Origin of the sequence: Saccharothrix australiensis (genome assembly GCF_003634935.1) — a bacterium.
GTDB classification, from domain to species: domain Bacteria; phylum Actinomycetota; class Actinomycetes; order Mycobacteriales; family Pseudonocardiaceae; genus Actinosynnema; species Actinosynnema australiense.
Genome location: NZ_RBXO01000001.1, coordinates 780566 through 800026, shown reverse-complemented (window position 1 = coordinate 800026; position 19461 = coordinate 780566). Strand labels below are relative to the sequence as shown.

Annotated in this window: 18 protein-coding genes, 2 pseudogenes and 2 riboswitches; of the genes and pseudogenes, 11 read left to right on the top strand and 9 right to left on the bottom strand. The window is 74.2% G+C overall.

The window, feature by feature from the left end; all coding sequences use genetic code 11:
- Positions 1-4: 4 nt before the first annotated feature.
- Both pssA and C8E97_RS03865 read left to right on the top strand, forming a co-directional pair.
- A complete protein-coding gene (pssA, locus tag C8E97_RS03870) occupies positions 5-976 on the top strand; it encodes a CDP-diacylglycerol--serine O-phosphatidyltransferase (protein WP_121001697.1) in 972 nt (323 codons plus the stop codon).
- A gap of 347 nt (positions 977-1323) precedes the next feature.
- Positions 1324-3525, top strand: coding sequence for an AAA family ATPase (locus tag C8E97_RS03865; RefSeq protein WP_121001695.1), 2202 nt, complete (start codon positions 1324-1326; stop codon positions 3523-3525).
- A gap of 331 nt (positions 3526-3856) precedes the next feature.
- On the opposite strand, the gene C8E97_RS03860 is transcribed toward C8E97_RS03865, so the two are convergent.
- On the bottom strand, positions 3857-4501 hold the full coding sequence (locus C8E97_RS03860; protein ID WP_121001693.1) for a LytR C-terminal domain-containing protein: 645 nt from the start codon (positions 4499-4501) through the stop codon (positions 3857-3859).
- Positions 4498-4794, bottom strand: coding sequence for a DUF3263 domain-containing protein (locus tag C8E97_RS03855; protein WP_121001691.1), 297 nt, complete (start codon positions 4792-4794; stop codon positions 4498-4500). Before C8E97_RS03855 ends, C8E97_RS03860 begins: the two co-directional genes overlap by 4 nt.
- 112 nt (positions 4795-4906) lie before the next feature.
- On the opposite strand from C8E97_RS03855, the gene C8E97_RS03850 reads away from it, so the two are divergent.
- The 3 genes and pseudogenes from C8E97_RS03850 to C8E97_RS35760 form a co-directional block, all read left to right on the top strand.
- Positions 4907-5482, top strand: coding sequence for a peptide deformylase (locus C8E97_RS03850; RefSeq protein WP_121001688.1), 576 nt, complete (start codon positions 4907-4909; stop codon positions 5480-5482).
- Between the two features lie 117 nt (positions 5483-5599).
- Positions 5600-5896 (top strand): annotated as a pseudogene (locus C8E97_RS35765) (LysE family translocator); the annotation flags it as partial.
- Positions 5897-5972: 76 nt separating this feature from the next.
- Positions 5973-6128 (top strand): annotated as a pseudogene (locus C8E97_RS35760) (LysE family translocator); the annotation flags it as partial.
- On the opposite strand, the gene C8E97_RS03840 reads toward C8E97_RS35760, so the two are convergent.
- Positions 6087-6839, bottom strand: a complete 753-nt coding sequence (locus C8E97_RS03840; RefSeq protein ID WP_211346904.1) for a hypothetical protein — start codon at positions 6837-6839, stop codon at positions 6087-6089. The pseudogene C8E97_RS35760 and the gene C8E97_RS03840 sit on opposite strands and share 42 nt — an antisense overlap.
- A gap of 70 nt (positions 6840-6909) precedes the next feature.
- Positions 6910-7032: riboswitch (TPP riboswitch) on the top strand.
- Here C8E97_RS03840 and thiC point away from each other — a divergent pair.
- The 3 genes from thiC (at position 7022) to C8E97_RS03825 (ending at position 10328) form a co-directional block, all read left to right on the top strand.
- Positions 7022-8671 carry a phosphomethylpyrimidine synthase ThiC gene (thiC, locus tag C8E97_RS03835; protein ID WP_121001686.1) on the top strand — a complete coding sequence of 550 codons (1650 nt, stop codon included), beginning with the start codon at positions 7022-7024 and terminating at the stop codon, positions 8669-8671. (Overlaps the previous riboswitch by 11 nt.)
- Complete coding sequence (thiD, locus tag C8E97_RS03830) at positions 8671-9555, top strand: bifunctional hydroxymethylpyrimidine kinase/phosphomethylpyrimidine kinase (protein WP_121001684.1); 885 nt, start codon at positions 8671-8673, stop codon at positions 9553-9555. The genes thiC and thiD overlap by 1 nt, the downstream gene beginning before the upstream one ends.
- Before the next feature lie 164 nt (positions 9556-9719).
- Positions 9720-10328 carry a VanZ family protein gene (locus C8E97_RS03825; protein ID WP_121001682.1) on the top strand — a complete coding sequence of 203 codons (609 nt, stop codon included), beginning with the start codon at positions 9720-9722 and terminating at the stop codon, positions 10326-10328.
- Between the two features lie 484 nt (positions 10329-10812).
- Here the strand turns inward: C8E97_RS03825 and C8E97_RS03820 are convergent, their stop codons facing one another.
- From C8E97_RS03820 to thiO, 4 genes are all read right to left on the bottom strand, one after another.
- Positions 10813-11244 carry a MarR family winged helix-turn-helix transcriptional regulator gene (locus C8E97_RS03820; RefSeq protein ID WP_121001680.1) on the bottom strand — a complete coding sequence of 144 codons (432 nt, stop codon included), beginning with the start codon at positions 11242-11244 and terminating at the stop codon, positions 10813-10815.
- An 83-nt stretch (positions 11245-11327) separates the two neighbouring features.
- Positions 11328-12086 (bottom strand): thiazole synthase, encoded by a 759-nt coding sequence (thiG, locus tag C8E97_RS03815; protein ID WP_121001678.1) that lies wholly within the window; start codon positions 12084-12086, stop codon positions 11328-11330.
- A 1-nt stretch (position 12087) separates the two neighbouring features.
- Positions 12088-12288, bottom strand: coding sequence for a sulfur carrier protein ThiS (gene thiS / locus C8E97_RS03810; RefSeq protein WP_121001676.1), 201 nt, complete (start codon positions 12286-12288; stop codon positions 12088-12090).
- Entirely contained in the window at positions 12266-13345 is a 1080-nt protein-coding gene (thiO, locus tag C8E97_RS03805; RefSeq protein ID WP_121010714.1) for a glycine oxidase ThiO, read from the bottom strand. The genes thiS and thiO overlap by 23 nt, the downstream gene beginning before the upstream one ends.
- Positions 13343-13454: riboswitch (TPP riboswitch) on the bottom strand. It overlaps the preceding gene by 3 nt.
- Before the next feature lie 43 nt (positions 13455-13497).
- Here thiO and thiE point away from each other — a divergent pair.
- Entirely contained in the window at positions 13498-14157 is a 660-nt protein-coding gene (gene thiE, locus C8E97_RS03800; protein WP_121001674.1) for a thiamine phosphate synthase, read from the top strand.
- Entirely contained in the window at positions 14157-14912 is a 756-nt protein-coding gene (locus C8E97_RS03795; protein WP_121001672.1) for a dioxygenase family protein, read from the top strand. The genes thiE and C8E97_RS03795 overlap by 1 nt, the downstream gene beginning before the upstream one ends.
- Before the next feature lie 104 nt (positions 14913-15016).
- Here the strand turns inward: C8E97_RS03795 and C8E97_RS03790 are convergent, their stop codons facing one another.
- Positions 15017-16183 carry a S1 family peptidase gene (locus C8E97_RS03790; RefSeq protein WP_121001670.1) on the bottom strand — a complete coding sequence of 389 codons (1167 nt, stop codon included), beginning with the start codon at positions 16181-16183 and terminating at the stop codon, positions 15017-15019.
- 776 nt (positions 16184-16959) lie between these two features.
- Here C8E97_RS03790 and C8E97_RS03785 point away from each other — a divergent pair.
- Positions 16960-17889, top strand: coding sequence for a threonine ammonia-lyase (locus C8E97_RS03785; protein ID WP_121010711.1), 930 nt, complete (start codon positions 16960-16962; stop codon positions 17887-17889).
- Between the two features lie 63 nt (positions 17890-17952).
- On the opposite strand, the gene C8E97_RS03780 is transcribed toward C8E97_RS03785, so the two are convergent.
- Positions 17953-19407, bottom strand: coding sequence for an MFS transporter (locus tag C8E97_RS03780; RefSeq protein ID WP_121001668.1), 1455 nt, complete (start codon positions 19405-19407; stop codon positions 17953-17955).
- Positions 19408-19461: the final 54 nt, after the last annotated feature.

The following is a 19461-nucleotide window of genomic DNA, read 5'->3' as shown; positions in this document are numbered from 1 at the left end:
CCCGATGGCGCCCAGCGGGCCAGGCGTCCGGCTGCTGCCCAACGCGATCACCGTGCTGGCGATGTGCGCGGGCCTGTCCGCCGTGCACTTCGCGGTCAGCGGGCGCTACGGCGCGGCGATCGCGTCCATCGCGATGGCGGCGGTGTTCGACGGCCTGGACGGCCGCATCGCGCGGCTGCTCGACGCGACCAGCAAGATGGGCGCGGAACTGGACTCGCTCGCCGACGCGGTGTCGTTCGGCGTCGCGCCCGCCCTGGTCGTCTACGTGTGGAAGTTCCAGCCGGACCGCGAGGGCTGGGTGGTGGCGCTGATCTTCGCCGTCTGCATGGTGCTCCGCCTGGCCCGCTTCAACACCCTGCTGGACGTCGAGCAGCCGCCGTTCGCCAAGGAGTTCTTCGTCGGCGTGCCCGCGCCCGCGGGCGGCCTGCTGCTGCTCCTGCCGCTGATCCTGGACGAGCAGATGGGCCGGTCCGGCTGGTGGTCCGCGCCGTGGGTGGTGGCGGTCTGGACGGTGGGCATCGCGCTCCTGCTGGTCAGCCGGGTGCCGACGCTGTCCGTGAAGACGATCAAGGTGTCGCCGCGCGCCGTCGCGCCGCTGCTGGTCCTGGTGGGCCTGCTGGCGGCGGCGGTCATCACGTTCCCGCTGGTGGCGCTCAGCTCGGCGATGATCCTGTACCTGGCGCACCTGCCGTACTCGGTCCGCCGCTACCGGTGGCTGGCGAAGCACCCGGAGGCGTGGTCCGTGCCGGCCGCCGACCGACGCGCCATCAAGCGCGCGCACGGGGTGGCCGCGCGGCGGCTGGGCCTGCGGCGTCCGCTGGGCGGGCGCGTGGCGGGCGCGGCGATGCGGGCCGTCCGCCGGCCGCGCCGCACCGTCGACCCGACCCAGGTGGCCGCCGAGGCGAACGGCCAGCCGGGTGCGGGCAAGCGCCGCGGGTGGCGGCAGATCGGGCTGCGCCGGCACCACCGGCCGTGACCCGTGCGGGGCGGCTCGCGGCCCGGCGACCCTGCCCCCGCCCTGCCCCCGCACGTGCCCGACCCGCGGACCCGGAGCCCCGTGCCACCGGCACGCGCGCACCCCGCTGATCCGCAGCCCGCCGACTCGCGCCAGGGCGACCAGCAGCCCGGCGACCAGCGCGCCTCGGCGATCCGCTCCACCGGTGGTGCGCGCCCGCCCGTGCCACCCGCACCCCGGTGGTGCGGGTGGCACGGGCGGTCGGCCGCCCCGTGGCCCGGTGCCGCGCGCGTCCCCGTCGTCACCGCCCCGACGGGGCGGTGGCCGGGACGCGGCGGGTGGCCGCCGCCGTGGCCTAGGCTCGCCTTGTGATCACGCTGACCGCCCGCCTCTCCCCCTCGGCCCTCGACACCCGTCGCGGCGTCGTCCGGCTGCACCCCGAGGTGTTGGACGCGCTGGGGCTCCGGGCGTGGGACGCGGTGCGGATGACCGGCGCCAGGGTCAGCTCCGCGCTGGCCGCCGCCGGCGACGGCCCGCCCGGCGTGGTCCTCGTGGACGACGTCACGCTGTCCAACCTCGGCGTCACCGAGGGCTCGGAGGTCGTCGTCGCGCCGGTCGAGGTGTCCGGCGCGCGGACGGTCACCGTCGCCGGGTCGCGGCTGGCCGCCACCTCGCTGACGCCCGAGACGCTGCGCATGGCGCTGACCGGCAAGGTGCTCACCGTCGGCGACGCGGTGTCGCTGCTGCCCCAGGACCTCGCGCCGCCGCCGGGCGCGGACGTCAGCGCCACCCGCCGGAAGCTGTCCAACGCGATCGGCATGACGTGGACCAACGAACTGCTGACGGTCACCCACGTCGAGCCGGGTGGCGGTCCGGTCGCCGTCCAGCCGTCCACGGTCGTGGGCTGGCGGGACGGCGCGCGCACCGGTGACGCGCCCGCGCAGGTCGCGCCGGGCACCCGTGCCGAGCCCGACGCGCCGACCGCCGCCGGGGCGACGGCGGCGGAACCGGTGCCGATCGCCGACCTGGTGGGCCGGAAGGACGCCGCCCGCCGCCTCGGCGAGTGGTTCGACCTCACCTTCAGCCACCCGGAGCTGCTGAGCCGCCTCGGTGCGGCGCCCCGGCTCGCCGCGCTGGTCAGCGGCCCGGAAGGGGTCGGCAAGGCGACGCTGGTCCGGGCCGTCGCGCACCACGCGGGCGCGCGGGTGGTCGAACTCGCCGCGCCGAGCGTCGCGGCGCTGGAGGCCAACGCGGCGGCCGAGCGGCTGGCCGACGCCCTCGCGGCCACCGACTCGCCCACCGTGCTGCTGCTGACCGACGTCGAGGCGCTGCTGCCCGCGAGCGACCCGCCGCCGGTCGCGACGGTGGTGCTCGACGCGCTGCGGGCGGCGGCGCGACGCCCCGGTTTCGCGCTCGTCGTGACCAGCGCGCACCCGGAGGCGATCGACCCGCGCCTGCGCGCGCCCGAGCTGGTGGACCGCGAGCTGGTGCTGCCGCTGCCGGACGGCGCGGCGCGGACCGACCTGCTGCGCGTGCTGCTGCGCGACGTGCCGCTGGAGCCGGACGTCGACCTGGGCGCGGTCGCCGAGCGGACGCCCGGTTTCGTCGCGGCCGACCTGGTCGCGCTGCGCCGCGAGGCGGCCGTGCGGTCGGCGCTGCGGCAGCGGGACGCGGCCGAGCCGCGCGTGGCGCAGCAGGACCTGCTCGGCGCGCTGGAGACCGTGCGCCCGATCTCGATGTCCACTTCGGACACCCTGCGCACGGGCGGCCTGACGCTGGACGACGTCGGCGACATGGCCGAGGTGAAGCAGGCGCTCACCGAGGCCGCGCTGTGGCCGTTGCAGTACCCGGACTCGTTCGCGCGGCTCGGGGTCGCCCCGCCGCGCGGCCTGCTGCTGTACGGGCCGCCGGGGTGCGGCAAGACGTTCCTCGTGCGCGCGCTGGCGGGCAGCGGGCGGCTGAACGTGCTCTCGGTCAAGGGCGCGGAGCTGATGGACAAGTTCGTCGGCGAGTCCGAGCGCGCGGTCCGCGAGCTGTTCCGCCGCGCCGCGGAGGCCGCGCCGGCGCTGGTCTTCCTGGACGAGGTGGACGCCCTCGCGCCCCGCCGAGGCCAGTCCGCCGACTCGGGCGTGGCCGACCGGGTGGTGGCGGCGCTGCTCACCGAGCTGGACGGCGTGGAACCCCTGCGGGACGTGGTCGTCCTGGGCGCCACCAACCGCCCGGAACTCGTCGACCCGGCCCTGCTGCGCCCCGGCCGCCTGGAGCGCCTGGTCTACGTGCCGCCGCCGGACGGCGCGGCGCGGGCGGAGATCCTGCGGGCGGCGGCGCGGAACACGCCGCTGGGCGAGGACGTCGACCTGACGGCGCTCGCGGGCGAGCTGGAGGGCTACTCGGCGGCGGACTGCGCGGCGCTCGTGCGCGAGGCGGCGTTGACGGCGATGCGGGAGTCGCTCGCGGCGGCCGAGGTGACGAGCGCCCACCTGGCGGCGGCGCGGAAGGCGGTGCGCCCCTCCCTCGACCCGGCGCAACTGGCGGCCCTGGCCGCGTACGCGGAGACGCGGCGCTCCTGAGGGGCGCGCCGTGGCCCCCGGTCGTGGCGCGAGGTCTTGACCGGCCGCGCCGGCACCCGGTCGGGAGCGCGAGGTCCCGGCGGGCTCCGGGGCACCCCCTGCACGCGGCCGATGGACCGTCGGGGCGCGGGGCGAGCGGTGGCGGCGCTGCCCGGACGGGTGATCGGGGGCGCGTGCGGCCGTGATCAGCGCGGCCGACGGGCGGGGCGGGAGGCCGTGGCCGACGCCGGCAGCCGGCCCGTGGCGCCGGTCGCCAAGCCGACCGGTGGGTCACGCCCGACCCGCCACGCCCGACCCGCCACGCCCGGCGGCCGTCGAGCCGACCGGCGGGTCACACCTTGCCGCCGGGCCCCCGGTAGTCGTTCGTCACGATCACGATGATGCCCGCGTGGGCGTCCTCGATCCCCTCGAACCGGGGCTTGACCTCGGCCCTCAACGCCTGCGCCAACAGCTGCGCGGACGCCTCCTCCTCCGTGCCGGGGCGGAAGTAGACGGTGGTCGTCGGGATCTGGCCCTGCGGGTAGTTCCCGACCTCGGCCACCTCCCAGCCCGCCCGGCGGACGTCGTCCGACGCCTTGGCCGCCAGCCCGCCGATGGTGCTGTTGTTGTAGACGCGCACCTGCGGTCTGGCGGGCACCGTCACCGGCGGGGGCGCGCCCGTCGTCGAGGGCGAGCCGGCCGGTGCGGTGGACGTGGTCGGCGCCGTCGAGCTCCGGGTCGTCGTCGAACCGGGGTCCGGTGACGTCCCCGTGGTGGCCTGCGACTGGTCGGACGGGGGGTTCGGCGACTGGCCGGACGGTGGCGCGGCCGACTCGCCGGACGTCGGCGTGCCGGTCTGCGCGCCGACGTCACCGCCGTCGCCGCCGGTGAAGAGGCTCACCACGCCGATCACCAGCGCCACGACGGCGACGCCGAGCAGCGCGTAACCCGCGGCGCGGGCCGGGCGCGCGGTACCTGGGGGCTCGGGGTTGGTCATCGGCGCTCGACACCCAGCCGCTTCGCCGCCCTGGCCCTCGCCCTGCCCGAGCGCGACCGCCTCAGCCGCTTGACCAGCATGGGATCGGCAGCCAACGCCTCTTCCTTCTCCAGCAACGCGTTGAGCAATTGGTAGTACCGGGTGGGCGACAGGTCGAACAGCTCCTTGATCGCCTGCTCCTTGGCGCCCGCGTACTTCCACCACTGGCGTTCGAAGGCGAGGATCTCGCGCTCCCGGTCGTGCAAACCGTCGTCCGGCCCCTCCGCGGGCACCAGTGCCTCTGCGGCGTCCACTCTGGCTCCTCAGCCGTGCCTGTGCGTGGAGGCCATTACATCACGTGATCTTGGTCCGGGTCGGTTCATCGGTCGGCGCGTCACCCGCGGTTCGCCGGATAGGCTTGGTGACATGGCAGTTCACCCCATCGTCATCGCCGGCGAACCCGTGCTCCACCGCCCGACCCGCCCGGTCGAGGTGTTCGACGACGCGTTGCGCGCGCTGATCGACGACATGTTCGAGACGATGGCGGCGGCCCACGGCGTCGGCCTCGCGGCCAACCAGATCGGCGTCGACCAGCGCCTGTTCGTGTACGACTGCCCCGACGACGAGGGCAACCGCTTCCGCGGCGTCGTGGTGAACCCGGTGCTGGAGACCTCCGAGGTGCCGCTGGGCATGCCGGACCCGGACGACGACTTCGAGGGCTGCCTGTCCGCGCCCGGCGAGACCTACCCGACGGGCCGCGCGTCGTGGGCCAAGGTGACCGGGTTCGACGGCGACGGCAAGCCCGTCGAGGTCGAGGGCACCGGCTTCTTCGCGCGCTGCCTCCAGCACGAGACCGATCACCTGGACGGGTACCTCTACCTCGACCGGCTGGTGGGGCGGCACAAGCGCGCGGCGAAGAAGATGCTCAAGGCGAACGGCTGGGGCGTGCCGGGGCTGACCTGGGACCCGGCGAACTCCGAGGACCCGTTCGCGGACGACTGACCGGCCAGGGGCCGATCGCGTGCCGGGTGGCCCCGCACCCGCCGCTCCGGGGAGGGCGTCGCCGCGGTGACCCGCCCGGCGGGGAAACCCGCTGGACGACCGGGTGACGATGGCCACATGTCGAGCAACCTCGCCGCGTGCGTCGCGGCGTCCTTCCTGGTCGCGCTGTCACCCGGGCCCGGCACGGCGCTGGTGCTGCGGCAGTCGGTCCGGGGACGCGCGAGCGCGCTGGCCGCGGTGTTCGGCATGGAGGTCGCCGTCGCGGTCTGGGCGGTGGCCGCCGCGCTCGGCCTGTCGGTGCTGCTCACCGCGTCCGAGGTGGCCTACCACGCGCTCCGCGTCGCGGGCGCGCTGTTCCTGGTCCACCTGGGCGTGCGGGCGATCCGCTCGGCGAGCGCACCGCTCCCGGAGGCACCGCCGCCGGCGGGGCGCGCGTTCCGCGCGGGCCTGTTGGTCAACCTGGCCAACCCGACGCTCGGGGGTCTTCGCGATCTCGTTCCTGCCGCAGTTCCCGCCGGCGGGCGCGGGTCGGGGCGCGCTGCTGCTGTTCGCGCTGGTCTGGGTGGCCGTGGACGCGCTGTGGTACCTCGTCGTGGTGGGTGCCCTAGACCGGGTCCGCGGCCGGCTGGCCCGGCCGCGGGTGCGCCGGGCGCTGGAGCGCGTGTCCGGCGGCGTCCTGGTCGCGCTGGGCCTTCGGCTGGTGTTCGACCCGCGCTGACCGCCGCCACGGCAGCTCGGGCAGCCCGGTCAGCTCGACGTGCGACGTGCAGGCGGCCAGGTCGGCGTACCCGCCCGCGAGGACGTGGGCGCGGATGCGCTGCACCTGGCCCACCGTCGGCAGCTCGCCGACCAGCAGGAACGGCAGCAGCAGCCGCCACGCCCGCACCACGGCCGGCCGTCGTCGGTGGGGTGCGCGCAGCACGGCCCGCGCCACCCGCAGCGCGTGCTCGCCCGCCGTCATGGTGTCCGGGTAGGCCGCGTGGTCCCACGACCAGCGCAACTCCTCGGCCGCCGCGCACCGGACGCAGTCCAGCGGTCCGGCGCCCGGCTCCGCGCCGCACTCCGAGCACGGGACCAGCGTCATCGCCCAGTCGGTGCACGTCCACGGGTGCCTGCCCACCTCGTCGGCGAGGACCAGCTCGGCCAGCTCGCGCTCGCCCGCGCCGCCCTCGGCGAGCTGCTCGGCGGCCAGCAGCTCCTGCCAGTCGAACAGCCAGTACTGGTCCACCAGCTCGGCGCAGAAGCGGCAGCCCGGATAGCCCCGTCCCGCGAGGTCGCCGCACGACGGGCACGGCGAGACGGCAGCGGGGCGGGCCACGCGCCGCGCGCCGGGCGGGAACGGCTGGTGATCAGCCACGCGGAGAAAGGTACGCGCAAACCGGTCCCCTTGGCATCCACGGCGCCGCCTGGCTATGGTCGGTCGGACAACTCAACATCGCGGGAGCTCGCGCCACAGCGGGCTGAGAGGGCGGCTGGAGCGATCCGGCGCCGCCGACCGCCTGAACCTGACCGGGTAATGCCGGCGTAGGGAGGAATGTCGTGACGGCACTTGACGACCGTTCGGTGAAGCCCAGCGTCACCACCGGGCCGATCTCCGGCTCGCGCAAGGTCTACCGCGAGGTGGCCGACGGTGTGCGCGTGCCCTTCCGCAGGGTGGAGCTGACCAACGGCGAGCACGTCGACCTCTACGACACTTCCGGTCCGTATACCGACACCGACGCGACCATCGACGTCCACAGTGGACTTCCCGCGCTGCGGGCGGACTGGATCGCCGCGCGGGAGCCGATCAACGGCGCGGTGACCCAGCTCGCGTACGCCAAGGCCGGGATCGTCACGCCCGAGATGGCCTTCATCGCGGCGCGCGAGAACATGAGCCCCGAGTTCGTGCGGGACGAGGTCGCCGTCGGCCGCGCCGTCATCCCGCTGAACCGGCGGCACCCCGAGGCCGAGCCGATGATCATCGGCAAGAAGTTCCTCGTGAAGATCAACGCGAACATCGGCAACTCGGCGGTGTCCTCCTCGATCGAGGAGGAGGTGGAGAAGATGGTGTGGGCGTCGCGCTGGGGCGCCGACACGATCATGGACCTGTCGACCGGCAAGCGGATCCACGAGACGCGCGAGTGGATCATGCGCAACTCGCCGGTCCCGGTCGGCACCGTGCCGATCTACCAGGCGCTGGAGAAGGTGAACGGCGACCCGGCCAGGCTGTCCTGGGAGGTCTACCGGGACACCGTGGTCGAGCAGGCCGAGCAGGGCGTCGACTACATGACGGTGCACGCGGGCGTGCTGCTGCGGTACGTGCCGCTGACCGCGCGCCGCGTCACGGGCATCGTCTCGCGCGGTGGGTCGATCATGGCGGCGTGGTGCCTCGCGCACCACAAGGAGAGCTTCCTCTACACGCACTTCGAGGAGCTGTGCGAGATCCTGCGCGCGTACGACGTGACGTTCTCGCTGGGTGACGGCCTGCGGCCGGGTTCCATCGCGGACGCCAACGACGAGGCCCAGTTCGCCGAGCTGCGGACGCTGGGCGAGCTGACGCACATCGCCCGGTCGCACGACGTGCAGGTGATGATCGAGGGGCCCGGCCACGTGCCGATGCACAAGATCGCGGAGAACGTGCGGCTGGAGGAGGAGTGGTGCGGCGAGGCGCCGTTCTACACCCTCGGGCCGCTGGCGACGGACATCGCGCCCGCGTACGACCACATCACGTCGGCGATCGGCGCGGCGCAGATCGGCTGGCTGGGCACCGCGATGCTGTGCTACGTCACGCCGAAGGAGCACCTGGGCCTGCCGAACCGGGACGACGTGAAGACCGGCGTGATCACGTACAAGATCGCGGCGCACTCGGCCGACCTGGCCAAGGGCCACCCCGGCGCGCAGGACTGGGACGACGCGCTGTCCAAGGCGCGCTTCGAGTTCCGGTGGGAGGACCAGTTCAACCTGTCGCTCGACCCGGACACGGCCCGGTCGTTCCACGACGAGACGCTGCCCGCGGAACCGGCCAAGACCGCGCACTTCTGCTCCATGTGCGGGCCGAAGTTCTGCTCCATGAAGATCACCCAGGACGTGCGCCGGTACGCGGAGGAGCGCGGGCTGTCGACCGTGGAGGCGATCGAGGCCGGCATGTCGGAGAAGTCGCACGAGTTCAGCGACCACGGCAACAAGGTCTACCTCCCGGTGGTCGACTGATGGCCGTCGCACCACCCAAGGTCCTCACCATCGCCGGATCGGACTCCGGCGGTGGTGCGGGCCTCCAGGCCGACCTGCGCGCGCTGTTCGCCTGCGGCGTGCACGGGATGACCGCCGTGACCGCGGTGACCGTGCAGAACTCGCTGGGCGTCACGGGGTACACCGAGATCCCGCCCGAGGTCGTGGCCGGCCAGATCGAGGCGGTCGCGACCGACATCGGCGTGGACGCGGCGAAGACCGGGATGCTCGCGTCGGCGGCGATCATCGAGGCCGTGGCGCTCGCCTGCGACCGGGTCCACATCGGACGGGCGATCCCGTTCGTGGTGGACCCGGTGGCGGCGTCGATGCACGGCCAGCAACTGCTGGCCGATTCGGCGCTGGACGCGTTGCGGGGCCTGCTCTTCCCGCGCGCGACGCTGATCACGCCGAACCTGGACGAGGTGCGGCTGCTCACCGGGATCGACGTGCGCGACCACGCGGACCAGCGGAAGGCCGCCGAGGCGCTGCACGAGTACGGCCCGGAGTGGGTGCTGGTCAAGGGCGGGCACCTGTGGGACGACCCGGGGTGCCTGGACGTGCTCTACAACGGCTCGGAGTTCATCGAGTACCCCGGCCCTCGGTACGACGTGAAGGACACGCACGGCAGCGGTGACACGCTGGCGTCGGCGATCGCCTCCCGGCTCGCGCGCGGGGAGGACGTGCCCACGGCGGTCCGGTTCGGGAAGCGGTTCATCGTGCGGTCGGTGGCCGCGGCGTACCCGCTGGGTGGCGGGGTGGGGCCGGTGTCCCCGCTGTGGCGGTTGGGTGCGGCGGGCGTCGACGGCGGTTTCGAGGGCGGGGTCGAGGGTGGCCCCGAGGGTGAGGGCGGCCCCGAGGAGGTCTGAGGTCCTCGTGCGGCTGTGACCACCGGGACGTGTGATCGTCCGGAGGTGTGGTCACCCCGAAGTGTGATGTTGTTGAGGTGTGGTGCTCGCGGCTCCGCCGCGCCGGGCGGGAAGGACGCCGTGTGCTGGGCCAACCGGACCAGCACTCGTGCGTCTAGTAATGCATGAGCGCACGACAGGACGCGTACATCGCGGAACTGGTGTTGAGCCGGCCCGGAGTCGTCGCGGCGATGCTCTTCGGCTGCGTGGTGCTCGGCGCACTCGCGCTGGCGTTGGCGCGGTGGCGGGGGTGGCGACCGCTGCCGGCGACCCTGGCGGGCTGCGGCCTGGCGCTCGCGCTCGCGGTGACGTTGGCCAGGCCCGGCGTGCTGGACGCGGACGTGTGGACGACCGAGCCCGTGGGCACCTGCATCGCCAACGACTTCTCGCTCACCGGCTCGCTGGAACGCCTGAACCTGGTGATGCTCGTGCCTTTCGCGTTCTTCGCGACACTGGCCACGCGCCGACCGCTGGTGGTGGCGGCGCTGTCCGCGGCGGTCAGCGGGACGGTGGAGTTCGTGCAGGTCATGACGGGGTTGGGCGTGTGCGAGGCGCAGGACTTCTACAACAACACCGTGGGGGCGGTGGGTGGTGCGCTGGTGGCCTGGCTGATCACGGTGGTCGGTGGTGATCGACCGGGTGGCGGCGGTGGGGGTGGCCGTGGCGGTGGTCGGCGGGATGCCGGGCAACGGGGTGTTGGGCGGCTGGATCGGGAGATGGTCGTGAGTCGCTGAGTGGCGGGCTGAGTGGCGGTCTGGGTGGGGATGGCCCGCGCTCTCAGGTTGAGTCGCGGGGAATGTCGTACCCGGGTGGTTGGGTGTGTGTCGGGGGCGTTCGGTTCAGGGGGACGCCCGCGTCGGCCTGCTCGGGTTGGCGGCTCGCGTTGGCGGCTCGCGTTGTAGCTCCGGTTGGAGCTGCACGGAGTTGGCGCGTTCCAAGGCGGCGTGTTCCAGGTCGGCGCGTTCCAAGTCGGCGCGTTCCAGGTCGGTGCTGCGTGTGACTCGGGGCGGTGCGGGTCTTGGTCGCAGAGCTTGAAAGCGCCCTCGCCGGACGGGCCGGCCACCGAGGATGACCCCTGGCTCCTGGTCGGTGCGGCGCGGTGCGGAGGCAGAGCGAAGCGTGTCATCCCCGTATGGCCTGGTCAAAGACCACCACGCCTGGCCATACGGGGATGACACGCTCGGGTGAGGTGTGCGCGCGGCGCCGAGGATGAGGCGGTCAGCCGGCCTCGCCTACCAGTTCCTCCAGCGCGGGCAGGGCGTTGACCAGGGCGGTCTGGTGTTCGGGTGACAGGTCTTCGATGCGTCGTTGCAGCTCGCGCACGCGGGCCGAGCGGACGCCCGAGACCATCGTCTCGCCTTCCGGCGTGGGTGTGGCCAGCCAGGCCCGCCCGTCCTGCGGGTCCGGGTCGCGGCGCACGTACCCGGCTTCCACCAGCGCCGCCACGATCCTGGACAGCGTCGGCGGCGCCACGCCCTCCTTCGCCGCCAGGTCGCCCAGGCGCAGGGGGCCGCAGCGCGCCAGCGTCGCCAGCGCGGACACCGCGCCGGGGCCCAGGCCGGGTGAACCGGTGCGGCGCAGTAGGCGGGACAGCCTGCCGATCGCCAGGTACAACCGGGCGGTGGCGTCCTCCACTTGATCGGCGGCCACGGCACCTCCTACGGACGCGGGGTCGGATCGGAAGCGTCCATCATGCCCTGTGCCCGGCCACCGGCCTTCGGGTGATCAACCGATCAGGCATCCGGCGCAGGGCTAGAGGCGTGCGCCCAGAACCGCTGCGGGATGCGGCCCGCCAGGCCGGCCAGTCGGCCGGCTTCCACGGCGGCGCGCATCGCCGCCGCCATGCGCGGCGGGTCCTGCGCCCGCGTCACGGCGGTGGCCAGCAACACGGCTGAACAGCCCAGTTCCATCGCCAGCGCGGCGTCGGACGCGGTGCCGATGCCGGCGTCCAGGATGACCGGGACACCGGACCGCGCCACGATCAGCTCGATGTTGTGCGGGTTGCGGATGCCGAGCCCGGTGCCGATGGGCGAGCCCAGGGGCATCACGGCCGCGCAGCCGACGTCCTCCAGGCGGCGCGCCAGCACGGGGTCGTCGTTGGTGTACGGCAGGACCACGAAGCCGTCGTCCACGAGTTGTTCGGCCGCGTCGAGCAGTTCCACCGGGTCGGGCAGCAGGGTCTGCTCGTCGGCGACGACCTCCAGCTTGACCCAGTCGGTCTCCAGCGCCTCGCGGGCCAGCCGCGCGGTGAGCACGGCCTCCGCCGCGCCCCGGCAGCCCGCCGTGTTGGGCAGGACGGCGATCCCCAAGCGCCGCAACAACTCCAGGACGCCTCCGCCGGAGGCGTCCAGCCGGCGCATGGCGACGGTCGTCAGCTCCGTCCCGGACGCCACGAGGGCCCGTTCCAGCACGGACAGGTTCGCCGCGCCGCCGGTCCCCATGACCAGGCGCGAGCCGAACTCCCGGCCCGCGATCACCAGGGCGTCGTCCACGTCAGCCCCCCTGCACCGCGGTGAGCACCTCGACCGCCGCACCGGCGGGCACCGGGGTGGACGACCACGCCGCCCTCGGCACCACCTCGCCGTCCAGCGCTACGGCCACCCCGGACGCCGGCGCGCCCAACAGGTCCAGGACGGTCGCGACGGTGGCGTCGTCGGCCAGTTCCCGTTCCTCACCGTTCACCCGAGCCTTCAACTGGTGCCTCCTTCGCCTGGCGGTGGTCGTTCGCGGAGTGGTGGTCGGTCGCGGGCTCCGGGGTGGGGTCGCCGCGGAGCAGGGCCAGCACGCGGTGGGCCGTGATCGGGGCCAGCAGGAGGCCGTTGCGGTGGTGGCCGGTCGCCGCGATCACCGCCGGCTCCAGCCAGTCGACGACCGGCATGTTGTCGGGGCTGCCCGCCCGGAAGCCGGCCGCCGCCTCCACCAGCGCGTACTCGGCGATCGCCGGCCAGACCGCCTCCCCGTCGCGCAGCAGGTCGCGCACCCCGCCGACGGTCACGTGCGGGTCGAAGCCCGCCTCGTACTGGGTCGCCCCGAGCACCAGGCCGTCGGCGCGGGGCACCAGGTAGACCGGCCGGCCCGACACGTGGGCGCGGATCGTGTGCCGCGGTGGCGGCAGCGCGCCGGGCCGGGCGGCGAGGCGCAGGATCTCGCCCTTGACCGGCCGGATCACGTCGCGCAGCGCCGGGTGCAGGTCGCGGCTCCACGCGCCGGCCGCGATGACCGTGACATCCGTGTCCACTGTGGATCGCCGTCCGATGTGGACGCCGTGCGCTTCACATGCCTTGCGCAGAGCGGTGAGCAGTGCCCGGTTGTCCACCGAGAGGTCGCCGGGAACCGACAGTCCACTTCGGACCAAAGGGCCGAGGCCGGGTTCCAGCGCCCGCAGTTCGCGCCGGGTCAGCCTGGCCGCCGAGCGCCCCATCGCGCCGAGGTAGGCGCACAGCTTGTCCAGCACCTCGGCGTCGGCCGGGGCGGTCGCGACGGCCAGCGTGCCGGCGGCGCTCAGGGGCACGTCGAGGTCCGCCGCGAACCGCGGCCACAGCCGCAGGGATTCCACGCCCAGCGCCAGGACGTCCTCGTCGCCGGGCCACGCCTCGGTGATCGGCGCGAGCATCCCGCCCGCCACCCGCGAACCGCCGTGCGGCGACGCGTGGTCGACCACGGTGACGGAGAAGCCCGCCCGCGCCGCGAACCACGCCACGGACAGCCCGATGACACCGCCGCCCACGACGGTCACCCGACTCGCACTCACCAAGGCACTCACGCTCCCTGCGCCGGCATGACCCGGATCAGGTTCGACGGTCGGAGCGAACCACGCTCCCTCTCAGCCCGGTGTCCTCCGGGCTCCCGTGCGGACCACGTCCACCGTAGCGCACGACTCCGGCCGGCGGTTACCGTGCGGCCGTGCCAGGACTCGACGCAACCCGGATCAGGCGGCGGCTCGCCGACGCGCGGCTGTACCTCTGCACCCCCACCCGCCCGGACCTCGCGGAGTTCGCCGACGCCGCGCTCGCCGGTGGCGTGGACGTCGTGCAGTTGCGGGACAAGGGGCTGGAGGCCAAGCAGGAGATCGCGGCGCTGGAGGTGCTCGCCGAGGCGTGCGCCCGGCACGGCGCGCTGCTCGCCGTCAACGACCGCGCCGACATCGCGGCGGCCGTCGACGCCGACGTGCTGCACCTGGGCCAGGACGACCTCCCGGTGCCCGTCGCCCGCCGGCTCGTCGGCGAGCGGATCGCGATCGGGCGGTCGACGCACGACGTGGCGCAGGCGCGGGCCGCCGCAGGCGAAGCGGGCGTGGACTACTTCTGCACCGGGCCGTGCTGGCCAACGCCCACCAAGCCGGGACGGCCCGCGCCCGGCCTGGACCTGGTGCGCGCCACGGCCGGGACGACCGAGCGGCCCTGGTTCGCGATCGGCGGCATCGACCGGGAGCGGTTGCCGGAGGTCCTGGCCGCCGGCGCGGAGCGGGTGGTGGTCGTGCGGGCCATCACCGAGGCGGAGGACCCCCGCGCGGCCGCATCCTGGTTGAAATTTCAACTAGAGGCCGTACAGTCGTCGGCGTGATGCCTGTGCTGTACCTGGGCCACGGCGCCCCGCCCCTGGCCGACGACCGGCGGTGGACCGGCGAGCTGAGGGCGTGGGCCGCGGCGCTCCCGCGCCCGGAGTCGATCCTCATCGTGTCCGCCCACTGGGAGGAGCAGCCGCTCACCCTCGGCGCGACCACGACCGTGCCGCTGACCTACGACTTCCGGGGCTTCCCCCGGCGGTACTACGAGGTCGAGTACGGGGCGCCCGGCGCGCCCGACCTCGCCCGGTCGGTCGCCGCGCTGGTGGACGAGCCGGTGGCGCAGGACCCCGCCCGCGGCCTGGACCACGGCGCCTACGTGCCGCTGAAGGAGATGTACCCCGAGGCGGACGTCCCCGTGCTCCAGCTGTCCATGCCGACCCTGGACCCGCGCCGGCTGTTCGACGTGGGCCGCAAGCTCGCGCCGCTGCGCGAGCAGGGCGTGCTGATCGTCGGCAGCGGCTTCATGACGCACAACCTGAGCTGCGTGGACATGCGCTCCGGCCCGGACTGCCGGCCGCCGCACTGGTCGGCCGAGTTCGACGACTGGGCGGGGCGCGCGCTGGCCGACCGGGACGTGGACGCCCTGCTGGACTTCCAGCACAAGGCGCCCGCCGCCGGCATCGCGCACCCGCGCACCGAGCACTTCGCGCCGCTGTTCGTGTCGTTGGGCGCGAGCGCCGACCAGGAGGCCAGGACCGCGGTGGACGGCTTCTGGTACGGGCTGTCCAAGCGCTCCGTCCAGTTCGACTGAGCACGGGCGAACACCCCGCGGGCCGGGGGAGGGCCGGCCCGAGGGGTGTTCGGCGACCGGGGCGCGGCCCGCAGGGGAGGTCGGCCGCGCGCCCGGCGGACGGCTCAGCCGGTCGTCAGCTGCAACCCGTAGGCCCGCAGGATCTCGCCGATGGGCTGGAAGTAGGTCGTGCCGCCGGACGAGCAGTTGCCCGAGCCGCCGGACGTCACGCCCTGCGCCTGGCCGAAGCCCGCGCCCGCCACCCACGAACCGCCGGAGTCACCGGGCTCCGCGCAGGCGTTGGTCCTGGTGAGGCCGCTGACGGAGCCCTGCGGGTAGTTCACCGTCTGGTTCTTGGCCTGGACGGTCCCGCAGCGCCAGTTGGTCGTCGAGCCCGAGCGGCAGATCGACGCGCCGACCGCCGCCTCGGTGCTGCCCTGCACGGTCACGTTCGAGCCGTTGTAGCGGTTGACCCACGGCCGCGAGGTCCAGTTCGAGTTCGTCGCGACCCAGGCGTAGTCGTTGCCGGGGAACGACGAGCCGCGGAAGGTGCCCTGGGACACGCGGTTGAAGCCCGTGGTGGTGACGCCCGTGCGGCCGCAGTGGCCGGCCGTCACGAACCCGCCGGAGACGGCGAAGCCGACCGAGCAGCGTCCGCCGCTGCCCATGTAGTACGCGTCGCCGCCGCGGGTGTCGTACAGCGTGGTGGGCGACTCGTCGACCTCCACCACGCGCACGGCCGGGCTGATGCCCTTGGCCGCGTCGAGGAACCGGTCGGCCGCCGCGTCCCGCGTGTGCCGGTTGACCTCCACCACGACGGTGTTGCTCGCGTCGTCGACGCGCCAGCCGGTCACGGAGGGCGGTGCGGAGAGGGTGTCCAGCGCGGTCTTGGCGCCGGTCAACTGGCGGTGCGAGAACGCGAGCACCTTCGGCTCCGCGCCCACGGCACGGACGGCGTCCGCCTTGGCGCGGTCCGTGACACCGACCGCCAGCTTGCCCGTCGCCTGGTCGATCCAGGCGCCGGCGAAGGTGTCCCCGAGCACATCGCGGGCCTTCACCTCCAGTTCACCCGACCTGGCGTCGTTCGCCAGACGGACGCGTGCCTGTTCGGCGGTAAGGCCCAGGTCTCGCTCCACCGCTTGGAGCAACCCGGCCGGGTAGCTCTCCGTGTCCGGGGACGTTGTCCGGTGGGGGGCGGCGGGGTCCGCGATCGCCGGTACGCTGAGAGCTGTAGCCGCGCCGGTGGCGAGCAGGACAGCCGTGGCGAGGCGGGCCGCACTCGTGCGGTTCATTCAGGCGTCTCCCTCATCTTCGGGTGCAGGGAACCCGAGAGCCTGGTTGCAGGGACCGCTCTCGGGGGCTCTAGGGGGACGGGTGGTGGGGCGGCGGCAGGGGTCGCCCCACCCCTTTTCTTTTCTCCGTCGTGACGCGCTCGGGCCGGGCGAGTGGCGCTCGCAGCTGTCGCACGGCGCCTCCTTCCCGGATCTACTGACCAGTACTCGCCCATTCGAGCGACGTTATGACCCTGTTATCTATTACGCATCAGGGCGTCTGAGGGCGAAGTGTGTCACAGCTCACGACCATTTGACTGCGCTGTGTAGCAATTGACAGTTAACTCTCACTCAAGGTAATGACGCGATCACCGATTTGGGCTGTTTTGCCAGAAGTGAAGTTTGCGGTGCCTCCTGCCCCTCACGTGTGAATGCAACTCCCCCGAACGAGTGATACCGGAAGACTTTGGGTAGCACTCCGGCCCGTCGCCGTCGGTGGCGGCGACCGGGGTGGCGGACCGGACGATCCGGTGGTCAGCGTTGTGCGGAGCCCGGCCGACGTGGTGTTCCCGCCGGTGCGGGCGATGGTCGGGCGATCGGACCGCTCCTCCACCCCGGGGAGAGAGGCCGCCGACGGGCCGACGACTTGCGCGGGACATCAAGTGTGACGAGCGTCACTGTGAAAACCGGGCCGTGCGGGCGGCCCGGCGGCTGGTCGCCGCCGGGGCGGTCCGCCCGCCGAGCGCCGACGTCCGGTCGATGGCGCGCACCGCCGCGTCGAGGTGAAGATCGTCGGCATGGGACTCGTGACGCTCGCCGACATCCGTGCCGCCGCCGCGCTGATCGCGCCGGTGGTGGTGCGCACACCCCTCCTGCGGTTCGACGACCGGCTGTCGGTGAAGCCGGAGAACCTCCAGCCGGTGGGCGCGTTCAAGATCCGCGGGGCGTACCACGCGCTGGCGCGGCTGTCCGACGAGGCGCGGGCGCGCGGTGTCGTGGCGTACTCCAGCGGGAACCACGCCCAGGCCGTCGCGTTCGCGGCGCACGCGTTCGGCGTGCCGGCGGTGATCGTCCTGCCGGAGAACGCGCCCGCGGTGAAGGTCGCGGCCACGCGGTCGTGGGGCGCGGCGGTGGAGCTGGTGCCGATGGCCGAGCGCGAGTCGCGCGCCCACGAGCTGGTCGCCGAGCGGGGTGCCACGCTGATCCCGCCGTTCGACCACCCCGACGTGATCGCGGGCCAGGGCACGGTCGGGCTGGAGGTCGTCGCCGACCAGCCGGACGTGGAGGTGGTGCTCGCGCCGGTGAGCGGCGGCGGGCTGATCTCCGGGGTGGCGGCGGCGGTGAAGGCGCTGCGGCCGTCGGCCAGGGTGGTCGGGGTGGAGCCCGAGCTGGCGGCGGACGCGGCGGCGTCGCTGCGGGCGGGTGAGCTGGTGCGGTGGCCGGCGGCGGACCGCGAGCGGACCCTGGCGGACGGGTTGCGGGCGGAGCCGTCCGAGCTGACCTTCGCCCACCTGCGCGCCCACGTGGACGAGATCGTGACCGTGTCGGAGGAGGAGATCGGCGCGGCGATGCGCCGGCTGGTCCGGGACACGCGGCTGGTGGTGGAGCCCAGCGGCGCGGTGGCCGTGGCGGCGTACCTGCGGCGGGCGGCGGAGTGGCCCGCGCGGACGGTCGCGGTGGTGTCCGGCGGCAACGTCGACCCCGAGGTCCTCGCGCGTGTGCTCTAGTGCCGAGCGGTGTCGGTGGCGGTGGCGGTGGCGGTGGCGGGTGTTGTCGGTGTCGGTGTCGGCTCAGGTGTGCGTCCGGTGCGGTGGCGCGTCGACGCCGCAGCTGTGGCACTCGCGGCCCGGCTCGACCGGGCGGAGCACGTCGTTGTCCGTCCCCAACGCCAACAACCCGCCGACCGCCGCCGCCGCGGCGCACACCAGCAGCGACGCCTGCCACCCGGCCGTCATGGCCACCGGGTCGGTGTACCGCGCGCCCGACAGGCCACCGATCGCGGGCAGGACCGCCACCGCCACCAGGCTGCCGGTGCGGGCGACGGCGTTGTTCACACCGGACGCCACGCCCACGTACCGCTCCGGCACGGCGGCCAGCACGGTCGCCGTCACCGGGGCCACGACCGCCGCCAGCCCGACGCCGAAGACGAGGACGCCCGGCAGCACGCCGTCCAGGTAGCCCGCGCCCGGTTCGGCTCCCCGAAGGAGGAACATCCCCGCGCCGACCAGCAGAGGTCCGACGACCAGCTGGGCCCTCGGCCCGATCCGCTGCGCCACCCGGCCCGACCTCGCCGACAGCGCGAGCATGATCAGGGTGATCGGGAGGCTCGCGAGCCCGGCCGCCGTCGGACCGTAGCCGAGGGACACCTGGAGCTGGAGCACCATCAGCACCATGACGCCGCCGAGCGCGGCGTACAGGAGGAACGTCAGGGCGTTGGCCAGCACGAACGTCCGGTTCGCGAACAACCGGGGCGGCACCAGGGGCGCGCTGCCGACGCGTTGGAGCACCACGAACGCGACCATGCCCGCGACGCCGACCGCGCCGGCGGTGACGACCAGCGCGTCGGCTCCCCTGGTCGGCGCCTCGACCAGCGCACCGGTGACGCCCGCCAAGCCGACCGCTCCGACCACCGAGCCCAGGACGTCCGGCCTGCCGGTGAGCCGGTCGTCGCGCGACTCCGGCACGTGCCGGGCCAGCCACACGCACAGGGCGGCCACCGGCAGGTTGACCAGGAACGCGAGCCGCCACGACCACAGCTCCACGAGCAGCCCACCGACCAGCGGACCCACGGCGGTCGCCACGCCGGACAGCCCCGACCACGCCCCGATCGCGCGGGCGCGGTCCCGCGGCGCGAACGCCGACTGGACGATCGCCAGCGAGCCCGGTGTGAGCAGCGCGCCGCCGACGCCCTGGAGGACGCGGGCCGCGACGAGCAGTTCGGTGGTCGGCGCGAGGCCGCAGAGCAGCGAGGCCGCGCCGAACCAGACCACGCCGAAGGTGAAGACCCTGCGGCGGCCGTAGCGGTCGCCGAGCGAGCCCGCCACCAGGATCAACGAGGCGAGCGACAGCAGGTAGCCGTCGAGCGTCCACTGGAGGCCGGCCACGTCGGCGCGCAGTTCGCCGCCGATGCGCGGCAGGGCGACGTTGACGACGGTGCTGTCGAGCAACGCCATCCCGGAACCGAGGATCGTGGTCGCCAGTACGGCCCTCGCGCGCGGGGTGCCCCACTGGATGGTGTTCGCCACCCGGCCATTGTGCTCGGGGGGTGGCGGTCCCGCGCCGTGCGCGCGTGCGGTTCG

Excerpts from the sequence above, each read along its gene's own strand:
- pssA (WP_121001697.1), top strand. The coding sequence starts at position 5 with ATGGCGCCCAGCGGGCCAGGCGTCCGGCTGCTGCCCAACGCGATCACC.
- C8E97_RS03860 (WP_121001693.1), bottom strand. The coding sequence starts at position 4,501 with ATGACCAACCCCGAGCCCCCAGGTACCGCGCGCCCGGCCCGCGCCGCG.
- C8E97_RS03850 (WP_121001688.1), top strand. The coding sequence starts at position 4,907 with ATGGCAGTTCACCCCATCGTCATCGCCGGCGAACCCGTGCTCCACCGC.
- thiD (WP_121001684.1), top strand. The coding sequence starts at position 8,671 with ATGGCCGTCGCACCACCCAAGGTCCTCACCATCGCCGGATCGGACTCC.
- C8E97_RS03825 (WP_121001682.1), top strand. The coding sequence starts at position 9,720 with ATGAGCGCACGACAGGACGCGTACATCGCGGAACTGGTGTTGAGCCGG.
- C8E97_RS03795 (WP_121001672.1), top strand. The coding sequence starts at position 14,157 with ATGCCTGTGCTGTACCTGGGCCACGGCGCCCCGCCCCTGGCCGACGAC.
- C8E97_RS03790 (WP_121001670.1), bottom strand. The coding sequence starts at position 16,183 with ATGAACCGCACGAGTGCGGCCCGCCTCGCCACGGCTGTCCTGCTCGCC.
- C8E97_RS03785 (WP_121010711.1), top strand. The coding sequence starts at position 16,960 with ATGGGACTCGTGACGCTCGCCGACATCCGTGCCGCCGCCGCGCTGATC.